This window comes from Chitinophaga sp. YIM B06452 (assembly GCF_039655965.1).
GTDB lineage: Bacteria > Bacteroidota > Bacteroidia > Chitinophagales > Chitinophagaceae > Chitinophaga.
Window position 1 is genome coordinate 12,729 of the sequence record NZ_JAWLKY010000010.1, and the last position, 13,202, is coordinate 25,930.

The following is a 13,202-nucleotide window of genomic DNA, read 5'->3' on the forward strand; positions in this document are numbered from 1 at the left end:
GGTTTCAGCGGTTTAAATGTTAGTTCAAAAATAAATGGAAAAAGGCGGATGCAGAAAAAAAGCAGTGAAAGATTTGCAGAAATAAAAATTCTCCATACATTTGCATCCCGTTCAACATTAGAACAACGGCTCTGTAGCTCAACTGAATAGAGCATCTGACTACGGATCAGAAGGTTTCAGGTTTGAATCCTGACAGAGTCACAAAGCAAGTCTTCTACGAATGAGCAACCCGGCACACGAATCGTTTGCCGGGTTTTTTCTTTTTATCATAGGAAGAATTTGAATATGATTTTTTTATTGCTCTTTATGGTTTTTATAGAAAATATCCCTACTTTTGCTACCCGTTCAAAACAACAATGGCTTTGTAGCTCAACTGAATAGAGCATCTGACTACGGATCAGAAGGTTTCAGGTTTGAATCCTGACAGAGTCACAAAACCGGAAGTCCAACCAGGCTTCCGTTTTTTTCTTTCCTGTCGTAAACGGATTGCTCCTGTGTAAGTCCCTTTGTAAGGTTCCCAAAATTCGCCCATGGGGATTAGAGAAAAACCTCTAATTTAAATGGTGCAACTATGAAAAAAGCACGAATAACTGTGTGAAGGTTAGGATGGCATGATTAAATAACCGAACTTAGTGATTGATAATTCTATTTCAGTTAAACCCAATTTTATGCAAGCACTACAATCTTATCAATTTGTTGAGCTTTCCCAGAGTGAACTGATCAATATCAGTGGGGGAGGAGAATTTGAATGTTTATGTGATTTTGTGCCAGGCTCACTATCCGCTTCACTCGCATTAGGTGGACAGGACTTTACGCTAACGCCAAACGATTATGTGCTCAAAGTAACTGATGAGGGCGTAAGCGTTTGTATAACCGGATTTCTGGGGTTGAATATACCACTGCCAGCCGGCCCATTGTGGAAACTTTAAAATAACGTGTTGTACGCAGCTTATCGTACAACCTCAGCGCAATGAAGCGTACAAAACATAGGCTCATCTTTCATCTTGCCGCTTTCGGCATATGCCTGTTATCCGCATTGCCCGGAGCTGATGCACAACCGCGGAGCGATGTTATAAAAGACCGCGACGGCAACAGCTATCCCGTTAAAATAATGCCCGACAATAAAAAATGGATGACGGCCAATCTCAACCTCCGTGTCCCCGGCTCATATTGTTATGAGAACGCAGAGCAGAAATGTGGGGAATATGGCCGCCTGTACACCTGGACGATTGCACAGGAGGTATGCCGGTCGCTGGGCGAAGGCTGGCGCCTGCCTGCCAATGATGAATGGCGGCAACTAGGCAAATCATTTGGCGGCGTCCGCGATGATTCGGACGACGGCGGCAAAGCAGCTTACCAGGCGCTGATAACCGGCGGCACATCGGGATTTAATATTACTTACGGCGGGGGAAGGGATCCCTCCGGCAATTATGCCCGCGGCGGCGATCATGGTTTTTACTGGACGGCCACCGAAAGTGATTCCGCACATGCATGGTTCTACAACTTCGGCAGGAACGGCAAAATAATGAACCGCCATCACGATGGCGAAAAGACCGAAGCCTTCTCCGTGCGCTGCATCAGTGACCGGTGAATCGCGGGAAACCCGGCATGAATGCGCACTTATACCCAAATTCCGGCCATTTTCGCACAATCCTGATATTAATTTCATGATATTATCCCGGTTTCGTATATTGTAACCAATTACACTACAACTGTATTTTTTTAGCTCGACAACAAAGACCAGATACCAGTAACCCATATTCTATACGTGAAAACCGAGTCCCGAATAACCAGCTCAAGATGAAAAAACTAATACAACGCATACTGAACGCCGGAACAGCAGCAATAGACGACTCCAGGGCCAGGCGTTCCATAGTGATCATCAACACGCTCTCTTTATTGACAGGCATCCTGATCGCCGTCGTAGCTACCATCCTTTACCTGTTCACGGATTCGTTGCTTATACTCATTCCGGCCATGCTGGAAATAGCCTGTTTTGCCGGTGTAATAGCCCTGAACCATTACCGCCGCCACAACATGGCCAGCCTCGCCACTTTGCTGATCCATTGCTGCTTCGGCACCTATTTCGGCTCCGTGCTCGGCAATGCCATGCCCATAGAGCTGATCACCGCATTCCTGTTCACATTCCTGATCGGCGCATCCTTCCTCGTATTCAAGAACCTGAAAGTACGCCTGGTGTCTGTTGGATGCGCCCTTTTCCTGATAGTGGCCGTGCAGGTCAACAATTACCTGCATATCGTGCAGCCTATGTACATGGTACCCGCCATGGTGCCGGTGCTGAAAATGGCCTGCTGGGTGGGTATGCTCATCCTGATGGCTTACGTCACTTTCTTTATCATCCGGCAGAATGATATGTTCCTCCGCGAAAACGAGGAACTGCTGAGCGCCCTCAAAGAAGCCAACGCCGCCAAATCCAAATTCCTCCGCGAAACCAGCCACGAGATCAGGACGCCGCTGAACGCCGTGTTCGGCATCGCGCAGCTGCTGCACAGCCGCAAACGGCAGATAGACGATCCCGAGCTGCAGCAGGACATCAACTACCTCTATGCCGCCAGCTTCCTTTCCCGCGAGATCATCAACAACGTGCTGGACATGGCCAAGATCGAAGCCGGCAAATACAGCGAACCCGTAATGGAAGCCTTCAGCCTGAAAGACAGTGCGGAAAGCTGCGTAGCGCTGAACCGTTATGTGGCCGCTACCCGCAAAGTGCGCATCCAGCTGGCCATCGATCCCAGCATCCCCGAATTCATCAGCACCGATCATATTTTCCTCACCAAGATCGTGAACAACCTGCTGAGCAACGCCGTGAAATTCGCCACACCCGGCTCTTCCGTAGACGTACGTTTTCAGCGGAAAGACCAGCAGCTGACCTGCTGCGTGAGGAACGACGGCCACCTGCGCACCGAGCAGCTGGACAAAGTGTTCCAGCCCTTCGAAGCCGAACGCAACAGCCAGGTGGAAGGCACCGGTCTTGGCCTGCAGATCACCCGCCACCTGGTGGAGCTGCTGGGCGGCCACATACTCGTGGAAAACAAAGGGGAGCAGATCCAGTTCCGCTTCACCATCCCCCTGCAGGCCGCCACAGCCGCGCCTGCCGAAGCAGGCAGCATCATGCCGAGGGCGGGAGAGTTCAATGGCTATAAAGTACTGATCATAGAAGACGATCTTTTCAGCGGCCACGTGATCCGCAAATTCCTCTCCGAAGCCGGTGCGGAAACCATCCTGGCAGACAGCGGGGAAGAAGGTCTCGCCCTGCTCGAAGATCACCACCCTGATCTCGTTATTACCGATTCGCACCTGCCCGGCATGCAGGGTAAAGACGTACTGGCGCGCCTTCGCGGTATCCCCGCATTCCGCCACCTTCCCGTGATCATCGCTTCCGGCGATGCTTTCAACGAAGCGCGTGAAGAAATGATGGCGGCCGGAGCAAACGACTATCTCGTGAAACCCTTTCTCTACGCCGATCTTCATAAACTGCTGGAAAAATACCTGCCCGCCCGTTTTAAGCAGGTGGCCGGATAAGCCCATCCCGCGCAATATTCACCCCATTTGCCGCTAAATTGATTAATTTTAGTGAGGACAGTCTTATTCTCACCCTGAGTTAATCAATTTTATGATCTACCTATGTAAATCGGCAGTAACCGCTTCTGTAAGGGAGCTCTACATTATTTGGCGCTTTATCAACAACGACATCTGGGACACGGTGATCCCCTGCCTCATTACCTTCATCAGCGCCTGGGTCTACCACAGCAAGCCGGTAGACGATTTCCCGCTGTACTTCCTGTTTTCCGTGCTCTACACCATTCTCTACATCCTCACTTTCTGCATCGCCAACCAGGTGAATTCAGTCGAAGAAGACCGCATTAATAAGCCAGACAGGCCGCTGGTGCAGGGTTTGGTGACCGAAGCCGAAACAAAAAGGCGCTTCGTGGCTTACAGCATCCTTTTCCTGATCGTGGCCATATGCCTGCAATTGCTCTTGCTGGCCATTGCGTGGATGATCGTTACGCAGATGCTGTGCAAATGGGGTTGCAGCAATCACTGGTTTACCAAGAACGTGGTGTGCATATCTCTCGGCACCGTTACGCTGCTGGCCGCGGAATGGAATATCGTGGGGCCTGTGAATGGCAATGTATGGGCCTACATTATCGTGATCAGCCTGTGGGCCGGGCTGGGCCTGCCTTTGCAGGATATGCGCGACCAGGTGGGCGACCGCATTATGGGGCGTAAAACGCTGCCGCTTTCCGTGGGCGACACCACTGCGAGAATACTGCTGAGCGCCTATTTTTTCCTGTTCTCACCGCTGGTCTATTTCTGCATCCTGCTTACGCAAACGGGCGTACAGGAAATATTCGCCAGCCGCCTGCTCACCGGTATCGTGATCGTGGAAGTGCTGTGGCATTGGGCCGTGGCGCTACGTTTGTGGATGTATAAATCGCCAAAAGCGGACGATAAGACCTATCACTGGTTCGTTTACCTGTTCATCGTTACCATCCCGCTCATTTGTTTTTTATAAAGCGAAACGGGCCGGTCTTCCATGAAGCCGGCCCGTTGCTGTCTGCTGTTTCCTTTATCAGGCATGAGCTGCCGCCCGCTTACGGGTGGCGCGTTTGGCGGTGGATTTTTTAGTGCCTGCTTTTTTCGTGGCGGCTTTACGCGTGGCCCGTTTAGGGGAAGCACGTTTAGTAGCTGCCTTACGGGTACCGCGTTTGGCGGTGGCCTTCTTGGCGGTGGTCCTTGTTCTGCCTTTGGCGGCCGCTTTCTTTGCGCCGCCTTTCCGTGCAGCAGCTTTTTTGGCGCCGCCCTTGCGGGAAGCGGCTTTTTTGCCCGCGGCTTTCTTCGGCACTTTCGCGCCTTCTTCACGGGCTTCGCTCAAACCGATGGCGATGGCCTGCTTGCGGCTGGTCACTTTCCGGCCGCTGCGGCCGCTCTTTAATTTCCCTTCCTTCATTTCATGCATCGCCCGTTCCACCTTATCACCCGCTTTCTTTGCATACTTTGCCATAAAATGGGTTTTTAGTTATACTATTTCCCTCAAAAGCCAGACCATACAAAAAATACGGCCTCTCCAACAACGTCATGCCCCGCCATGCGCCCCGCGGATTTAGATGAAGCCGCCTTTGAAGTGAACGTGGAAAACAAGGCCCTTACCATCAGGTTGAATTTGTTTTTGTGGAAGGAATGCCACAACCATTTACCCGGAATGGTTGTTAACACTCTGATTTGACCGCCTGTGACAGCTTCAATATTGATTCAAAATTCAATAATAGGTTTGCCGCTTTGTTAATTATTTAAATATTAAGGTATGACCAGCGTAAAAGCATATGCCGCCCAGAACGCCACCGCTCCGGTTGCTCCCTGGACCTTTGAAAGAAGGGATCCCGGGCCGTTCGATGTACAGTTCGACATCCTTTACTGCGGCGTTTGCCACAGCGACCTTCACCAGATCCGCGACGAATGGGGCAATTCCATTTTCCCCATGGTGCCCGGCCACGAAATTGTAGGCAGGGTTACCAAAGTAGGGGACAAGGTAACGAAGTTCAAAGCGGGCGACCTGGCCGCGGTAGGCTGCCTGGTAGACAGCTGCCGCCATTGCGGTAACTGTAAGGACGGGCTGGAACAGTACTGCGAGAACGGTTCTTCAGGCACCTATAACTCCTATGAGCAGGACAAAAAAACGCCGACCTACGGCGGGTATTCCAGCATGATCGTGACGGACGAAAAGTTTGTATTGAAAGTATCAGACAAGCTGCCGCTGGCCAATGTAGCCCCGCTGCTGTGCGCGGGCATCACCACTTATTCCCCGCTGCGCCACTGGAAGATCGGTAAGGGGCATAAGGTAGCCGTGATCGGTCTCGGCGGGCTGGGCCACATGGCCGTAAAATTTGCCGCGTCCTTCGGTGCAGAAGTGACCATGCTAAGCACTTCTCCCAAAAAAGAAGCAGATGCCAGGGCCCTTGGCGCGCATAAGTTCGTGCTCACTTCAGACCCTGCGCAACTGAAGCCCGTACGCAATTACTTCGATTTTATTGTAGACACTGTGTCTGCCCCCCACGATTACAACATGGTTCAAAGCCTGCTGCGCACCAACGGCGTGCAGATCTGCGTAGGTGTTCCACCCACGCCGCTGGAGCTGTATGGCTTCAGCCTGATCGGCAACCGCAGGAGCATTGCCGGTTCCATGATCGGCGGCATTCCTGAAACACAGGAAATGCTGGATTACTGCGCGGAGCACAACATCGTGAGCGACGTAGAAGTGATCGATATCGATTATGTCAACGAGGCATATGAAAGAATGCTGAAAGGCGATGTAAGGTACCGCTTCGTGATAGATATGGCGACATTGAAGTAAACTCTCGCACCCAATGAATTCAGGGCCGGCTGAGCGATCAGGCCGGCTTTTTTGTGGATGCATGGATGCCTCATCTTCATCTTTAGCTAAAGAAAAAGCAGCTGGACGACGTACCGCCAGCTGCCCGATATTTAACCCGACTGTCAGATCAACCCGGAACTATGCAGTTTTAATCAATTTGTCAAAACCACTTTCTCCACCTGGATTTCCTGGTTGTTTGCTGTAAACGAAACAAAATAAACGCCGGCAGGAAGTCCTTCTCTTGAGAGAAACAGGTTGCCGGCACCTTTGTTTGCCGGCACATTCATTTGCTTAACGATCTTGCCCTGGAGATCATACACCAGGCATAACACCTTGGAATTGGTACCCGGAAGGTCGTACGTAATTTTTGTATCCTGGCTGAAGGGATTGGGAGCAATGGTAAAATATTTTGCCCCCGAGTTATTGTTATTGGTCCGGCCTTTCAGGTTCGATAATTCATTTTTCAAAGTCACGATCTCATTCCTCAATTCTTCCATATTTGCGGCCTGCTCTTTAAGCGCCTCGGTCAACACAGGAATGATCCCATTATAATTAACAGCATATGTGCCGTCTTCCTTTTTTATAACAACTTCCGGCAGTACTTTGGCAAGGTCCTGCGCCATAAATCCAATTTGCCGGGCGTCGTCTGCTCCAGCACTCCTGAGTTGGTCTGTTTTCCATTGATACGATTTGCCCTGTAATTTTTTAATTTTCCCAAGGGCATCGGGGATATTCCGGATATCCGTTTTCATTCTTTCATCAGATGTGGCAAAATAAGCTAGGCTCATTGTGACGCCGTTCACAGCAAGCCTTGCGGTACCGGTAGCAGGAGCTGTTGTGCTGCCTACAACAGTTAACCCGGTATAGTTAAAGCCAGTAGTCTGGTTAATACCGACGGTGGTGCCGTTATCAAATAACTGGCTGCAGCTCAGGTTCCCACCGGTGCCGGTTTTGGTAATAAAATTTGCTGTAGCGCACAGGTTCTGGATGCCCGTGCCTGTTAACGGAGACCGCCAGAGCCGTCCATTGGCGTCTATCGTAACAATGTTATTAGGAGTACCGCCTGTGGTCAACCCCTCGAATCTCACGGCTGCGGTGGTATGTAACTGGTCGGTGGGTGTTTGAGTGCCGATGCCAATACGTTTTTCCACTACCAGGATTCCTGAGCCCAAAAAGTTATTGATTGCGTATATACTTCCAATAGCAAATCCTCCATTGTTGGCCAAGCTGATCTTAGGTGTATGTTTAAAAGAATCGATCTGCGCATCAGCCAGCCCGCTGGAAGCAGTGTAGAAATACATATTCCCATTTACAAATTGCTGCATAGCTGCAGGACCATTGATACGATATCTTATATTCTCGTTATTATGGTAATCAAAATTTTGCCCCCAAAACATGTTCATTACTGCCGGTGTATTCGACGTACTGTGAATTATCAATCCGCCAAAATTTGCGTTGACATTTGAAAAAGTTGTACCAGGCTGAATCGTACTACCCGGTGGATTATAAGAACTTTGATTTAAGAAGCCCCGGATGTTAATGGCGCCTGTATTCGAATTGGTAATGGCCTGATTTGCATCTGGCCCCGTCCATTGCTGGCTAAGAGCGGTCTTTGACATCATTGATAGGGCTACAATCACAAAACTTGTAAGAATCTTTTTCATGGTTTCAGGATTTTTGTCGTTAATGTTTCTTTATACTATTGATGCCGGGTTGTGCATCGGGTTTACTGACGAATACAAAGGGTATATTTTATAGCACGTTTTACGGATACGGAAAAATACACCAAAAGGCTGAATAAAAATATTGTTCTGGCGTAAGATGTTGTTCCCTGATAGACTGGCCCCGCTGAAATAACCTGTCATACTCGTTGAATTCGGGGCCGGCTTTTTTGTGTTTTTGACGCGAATAGCTTTTTTCTTAGTTTCGCGGTGCAATTTTTATATCTATGAAGCAGTTCATCCTGTTGTTGTTCATTTTGACCGCCACGAGGGCCACCGCCCAGCCGCTCAACCCAAAACCCGCCGCGATGGCGGAATTCTCCAAAGCCATGTTGAAAGAATACCGGCGGGATAAGCCGGAATTCAAAGAAAAGCTAAGTATCCTGCTCCAGGAGCCCGGAAAACCTTTCGATCTACGGCAAATCCTGGAAGAAGCCGGGAAGGATTCTGCAATATTTGCTGCCGTGCTGGACGCTACCTTCAGGATGAACGGCGGCAGGGAAACCCAGCGCATACATATGGCGTCCATCGGCTTGTCGCTTACCCGTACGGAAGAACTGACGGAGTACGCGATGTATCTTTTTGCCCGCAAAACCAATGGGGATAAGCCCAATCCCCGCTACCCGGCTGGTTTCACCTACGGCGCCAAAAGGTTCCGCAATGCGGCGGATAACTGGTATTACATCGTGATCCTCGAAAATGGAAAGATCGAGCTGAAGCTTTATGCAGGGCCGCAGAATAAGCTGGTAAAGGACAAAGAAAAAGCGCAGGAAATTATACGCGGCACACTGGCGGGGAATAAGGTCATCACAGAAGAACCACGGTACAAAAACAAGTACTACTTCGTAGACGGGGTATTGGGCGAACGTAATCTCCTCGGGGCTTTCCTTGAATTTTTTGACAGCACGCCGGAAGGTGAATTTACCGCCGGCCAGCCGCACAGCGTATTTGAAGGGATCAATTCAGATGATCTGATCATAGCCACCGGCGGTTTTGAAAAGACTCCGCCCCAGCCAACCGACACTGCGGGCATCCATTACTTCACAGGCCCGGCGCCGACATTCAGCGGCCCCAATGATTCTCTGCCTAGCTTCCCCGGAGAGGATGCTGCATTGAGCAGATACCTGAGTAAAAACTTAAGATATCCTACCGAAGCAGGAAAGAAAGGTATTGGCGGCACCGTATATGTTTCTTTTATCGTTACCGCGGAAGGGAAAATAACCAATGTGAAGACCGTTGGGGCGCGCAAAGGTTACGGACTGGATGAAGAAGCTATCCGTATAATAAAAAAGATGCCGGATTGGAAACCCGGGATCAGCGACGGTAAGCCGGTACCGGTGCTATTCAACCTGCCTGTCCGTTTTGAGCCCAGATAATGATCTCCCGCGGTAAAGTCCGGGTAAGCCGGCATCCGTAGATTCAGGCTGATGAAGGTCTGCAGTAATGCTGATAGCTATCATACACGCCCCAACGAACCATGCCGTACCTTTGCAAAAATCCGTTTAATGAATAGTATTCAATATACAGACGCAGCCACCGCCCTGCAGCCCGTTCAATCCGGCCAGCGCGTGTTCATCCATGGCAGCGCCGCTACACCCGTGCACCTGCTGGAAGCCCTGCAGGCAAAACATACGGCGTTGAAAGATGTGGAGCTCGTGAGTATTACTTCCCTCGGCAATGTGAATTTCGACAGGCCGGAGCTGCGCGGGTCCTTCTTCTTTAATTCCCTGTTTGTTTCCGCGGCCACGCGCAGCGTGGTGAACAGTGAGGCCGGCGATTATGTGCCCGTATTCCTCAGCGAGATACCGCAGCTGTTTTACCGTAACATCCTCCCGCTTGACGTAGCGCTCATCCAGGTGTCCCCTCCGGACGCGCACGGATATGTGTCCCTGGGCACCTCCGTGGATATTGCCCGCGCCGCGGTGGAAACAGCGCGCTACGTGGTAGCACAGGTAAATCCGAAGATGCCGCGCACGCATGGAGACGGTTTCATTCACGCCAGCAAAATAAACGCGCTGGTATGGCACGAAGCGGAACTTCCGGTGGTAGATTATTCATCCGCCGCATCGCCCGCGGTGGAAAAGATCGGCAAGCATGTAGCCACATTGATAGAAGACGGCGCCACGCTGCAACTCGGCATCGGCACCATCCCCGACCAGGTGCTCCGTAACCTCACCGGGCATAAGGATCTCGGCCTGCACACCGAAATGCTGAGCGACGGCGTAATTCCCTTATTAGAGAGCGGCGTGATCAACAACAGCCGCAAAAAGCTGAACACCGGCAGATCCGTAACCGCATTTATGACCGGCACGCAAAAGTTGTATGACTTTGTGCACGACAATCCTTCCATCCGCGTGATGGACATCAGCTATGTGAACGATACTTCCGTGATCAGGCAAAACCAGAAAGTAGCGGCCATCAACAGCGCCATTGAAATAGACCTCACCGGGCAGGTATGTGCCGATTCCATTGGCACTTACCAATACTCCGGCATCGGCGGGCAAATGGATTTCATCCGCGGCGCGTCGCTGAGCCCGGGCGGCAAGCCCATCATCGCCCTGCCTTCCGTGACCGGCAAAGGCGTTTCCCGCATTACGCCATTTCTCAAAGAAGGAGCAGGGGTGGTCACCACGCGAGGGCATGTGCACTGGGTAGTAACGGAATACGGCGTGGCAGACCTGTTTGGTAAGAACCTGAAACAAAGGGCCAAAGCCCTCATCAGCCTCGCGCACCCCGACCATCGGGAAGCACTGGAAAAAGCATACCACCAGCGGTTCATAAAAGCCTGAGCATTTCCGCAAGTTCCGGGTGGCGCAGCGCTGCGGGCATGGGTAACTTGCAGGCATGAAAGAGAAGATCGAACAGGCAGACTGGACCGCCATTGCCGCGGAACTGCACGATAAAGGTTACGCAGTTGTTCCCGGGATGCTCAACCCGCTGGAATGCACAGCCCTCACTGTTGCCTACATAGACCCGCAGCTATACCGGAAAACCATTTCCATGGAACGTTACCGCTTCGGCGCAGGCGAATACAAATATTTCCGTTACCCGCTGCCGCCGCTTATTCGGCAGATCCGCGAAAATGTGTACCCGCACCTGGCGCCCATTGCCAACCGCTGGATGCAGGTGCTGGACATTCCCCGCGTTTACCCGCCTACCCACGAGGAATTATTGGAAGAATGCAGGAACGCGGGGCAGGACAAACCCACCGTGCTCATCCTGCAATACGGGCAGGGCGGCCACAACACGCTCCACCAGGACCTTTACGGCGATGTGTTCTTCCCGTTCCAGCTCGTGCTGTTCCTCTCACAACCCGGCCAGGATCATACAGGCGGAGAGTTCGTGCTCGTGGAACAGCGGCCCCGCGCACAGTCCAAGCCTATCGTGCTGCGCCCCGGCAAGGGAGACATGCTTATCTTTACCACCAATTTCCGGCCCGTTCACGGCAGCAGGGGATATTACCGCGTGAACATGAAACACGGCGTGAGCGAAGTGAAAGACGGCCACCGGTATACGCTCGGCATTATATTCCATGATGCGCAATAATTGTCAGTCCGCATGCATATCATCTCACACAGCCAGCTCAGCAGCAGCGATCTTCACGCACTCATCCGCGCGGGAAAGATAAAATTCGGCGGCAACCGCAGGCTGAAAATATATGGCACTTTACAATGCAGCTCCGGCAAGAGAATGAAGCGGGAGAACAGGGTGTTCTTCACCAGCGAAAAAATCGCTGTGGCAAGCGGCTACCGTCCCTGCGGGCATTGTATGCGGGCTGCATACAAGAAGTGGAAAGAAAGTATTTGACGGGTTAATGTTTGAATGCTGAATAGCATTGTTAATCCTGGATTGTTTGTTAATCTCTTTCGGATGGTTAAGACAATAATAACTGTGCGCGGTAACGGGCGCCTTTTTTCATGGAAAGAATTTCGTTCCTTTGAATAAAATACCAAACGGTATCTTATGAAAAAAGCTGAAGCCACCCGGCTCGCCATCCTGCAAAAAGCATTCGGGCTGATATATATCAAAGGCTACCAGGCCGCCAGCCTGGACGATATTCTCGCCACCACGGAAGTGACCAAAGGCGCGTTTTATTACCATTTCAAAAACAAAGACGAAATGGGGCTGGCCATTATCGAAGAGGTGCTGAAACCCGCCGTAACGGAGAATTACATCAAACCCATGCAACAGCCGGCCGATCCGTTGAAACTCATCTACCGCATGATGCACAGCCTGCTGATGGAAAACGAGTTCCTGAAAGTGGAATACGGCTGCCCTGCGGCCAATCTCACGCAGGAAATGGCTCCCTGGAACGAGGCTTTCAGCAAGGCTTTGGACGAGCTTACCGGCAAATGGAACGACGCGCTGGTAAAAAGTATAGAAAGAGGTAAAAAAGAAGGTTTCGTTGATAAGAAGGTAAACGCAAAGCAGGTGGCGCTGTTCGTAATGTCCGGCTACTGGGGCATCCGGAACTTTGGCAAACTGTCGGGCAGCAGGGAGGCGTACAAGCCCTACCTGAAAGCGCTGAAAGCCTACCTGGACGGGCTGGCATAATTTTTTTTATAAAAACATACCGATTAGTATGTTTTTTCTCCTACCTTTACGCCGGTTTAAAAAACAGCACAATGTACCCGGCGCTTTTATCTATTCATTCTATTGTAAGATGGCTGGTATTGCTCAGCCTTGTGTATGCCATTTACCGCGCCGCCAGGGGATATTTTTCCCACAGGCCTTTTGCCCGCGCAGATAACGCCGCCAGGCACTGGACGGCCACTTTCGCGCATATCCAGCTGCTGGTGGGCATGCTGCTGTACACGCAGAGCCCGGTGGTGAAATACTTCTGGAACAACACAAAAGCCGCCCTGCAGCAGAGGGACATCACGTTTTTCGGCGCGTTGCACCTGCCGCTGATGATGACGGCCATCGTGCTGCTCACCATCGGTTCGGCCATGGCCAAACGAAAAAAAGAAGACCGGGAAAAGTTCCGCACCATGCTGCTATGGTTCACGCTGGCGCTGAGTTTGATCCTGGTGGCCATACCCTGGCCGTTTTCTCCTTTAGCAGGCAGACCATACATCAGATAAAAC

13 protein-coding genes and 2 tRNA genes are annotated in these 13,202 nt (G+C 51.2%); 13 read left to right on the top strand and 2 right to left on the bottom strand.

Annotated elements, in window-relative coordinates; translation table 11 throughout:
• The first annotated feature begins 127 nt into the window (after nt 1-127).
• From R3I13_RS26440 to R3I13_RS26465, 6 genes are all read left to right on the top strand, one after another.
• A tRNA-Arg gene (locus R3I13_RS26440) sits at nt 128-201 on the top strand.
• Nucleotides 202-358: 157 nt separating this feature from the next.
• Nucleotides 359-432 (top strand) — tRNA-Arg (locus tag R3I13_RS26445).
• Nucleotides 433-668: 236 nt separating this feature from the next.
• Entirely contained in the window at nt 669-929 is a 261-nt protein-coding gene (locus tag R3I13_RS26450) for a pepsin-like aspartyl protease (protein WP_346321007.1), read from the top strand.
• A gap of 41 nt (nt 930-970) precedes the next feature.
• Nucleotides 971-1,591 carry an FISUMP domain-containing protein gene (locus R3I13_RS26455; RefSeq protein ID WP_346321008.1) on the top strand — a complete coding sequence of 207 codons (621 nt, stop codon included), beginning with the start codon at nt 971-973 and terminating at the stop codon, nt 1,589-1,591.
• Between the two features lie 209 nt (nt 1,592-1,800).
• Nucleotides 1,801-3,543, top strand: a complete 1,743-nt coding sequence (locus R3I13_RS26460; protein ID WP_346321009.1) for a response regulator — start codon at nt 1,801-1,803, stop codon at nt 3,541-3,543.
• Between the two features lie 91 nt (nt 3,544-3,634).
• Nucleotides 3,635-4,537: a UbiA family prenyltransferase gene (locus R3I13_RS26465; protein WP_346321010.1), complete on the top strand. Its 903-nt coding sequence runs from the start codon at nt 3,635-3,637 to the stop codon at nt 4,535-4,537.
• 57 nt (nt 4,538-4,594) lie between these two features.
• On the opposite strand, the gene R3I13_RS26470 is transcribed toward R3I13_RS26465, so the two are convergent.
• Complete coding sequence (locus R3I13_RS26470; protein WP_346321011.1) at nt 4,595-5,026, bottom strand: DUF6496 domain-containing protein; 432 nt, start codon at nt 5,024-5,026, stop codon at nt 4,595-4,597.
• A 300-nt stretch (nt 5,027-5,326) separates the two neighbouring features.
• Here R3I13_RS26470 and R3I13_RS26475 point away from each other — a divergent pair, with 300 nt between their 5' ends.
• The gene (locus R3I13_RS26475) at nt 5,327-6,373 is read left to right on the top strand and encodes an NAD(P)-dependent alcohol dehydrogenase (protein ID WP_346321012.1); all 1,047 of its coding nucleotides are present in this window, start codon (nt 5,327-5,329) and stop codon (nt 6,371-6,373) included.
• Between the two features lie 173 nt (nt 6,374-6,546).
• Here R3I13_RS26475 and R3I13_RS26480 read toward each other — a convergent pair whose 3' ends face one another.
• Nucleotides 6,547-8,058 (bottom strand): tail fiber domain-containing protein, encoded by a 1,512-nt coding sequence (locus R3I13_RS26480; protein ID WP_346321013.1) that lies wholly within the window; start codon nt 8,056-8,058, stop codon nt 6,547-6,549.
• A gap of 284 nt (nt 8,059-8,342) precedes the next feature.
• Between R3I13_RS26480 and R3I13_RS26485 the strand changes: the two genes are divergently transcribed.
• The 6 genes from R3I13_RS26485 (at nt 8,343) to R3I13_RS26510 (ending at nt 13,199) form a co-directional block, all read left to right on the top strand.
• On the top strand, nt 8,343-9,491 hold the full coding sequence (locus tag R3I13_RS26485) for a TonB family protein (protein WP_346321014.1): 1,149 nt from the start codon (nt 8,343-8,345) through the stop codon (nt 9,489-9,491).
• Nucleotides 9,492-9,620: 129 nt separating this feature from the next.
• A complete protein-coding gene (locus tag R3I13_RS26490) occupies nt 9,621-10,904 on the top strand; it encodes an acetyl-CoA hydrolase/transferase C-terminal domain-containing protein (RefSeq protein ID WP_346321015.1) in 1,284 nt (427 codons plus the stop codon).
• Between the two features lie 55 nt (nt 10,905-10,959).
• On the top strand, nt 10,960-11,661 hold the full coding sequence (locus R3I13_RS26495) for a 2OG-Fe(II) oxygenase (protein WP_346321016.1): 702 nt from the start codon (nt 10,960-10,962) through the stop codon (nt 11,659-11,661).
• Between the two features lie 12 nt (nt 11,662-11,673).
• Entirely contained in the window at nt 11,674-11,922 is a 249-nt protein-coding gene (locus tag R3I13_RS26500; RefSeq protein ID WP_346321017.1) for an Ada metal-binding domain-containing protein, read from the top strand.
• Between the two features lie 156 nt (nt 11,923-12,078).
• The gene (locus R3I13_RS26505; RefSeq protein WP_346321018.1) at nt 12,079-12,669 is read left to right on the top strand and encodes a TetR/AcrR family transcriptional regulator; all 591 of its coding nucleotides are present in this window, start codon (nt 12,079-12,081) and stop codon (nt 12,667-12,669) included.
• 71 nt (nt 12,670-12,740) lie between these two features.
• On the top strand, nt 12,741-13,199 hold the full coding sequence (locus R3I13_RS26510; protein WP_346321019.1) for a hypothetical protein: 459 nt from the start codon (nt 12,741-12,743) through the stop codon (nt 13,197-13,199).
• Nucleotides 13,200-13,202 lie beyond the last annotated feature (3 nt).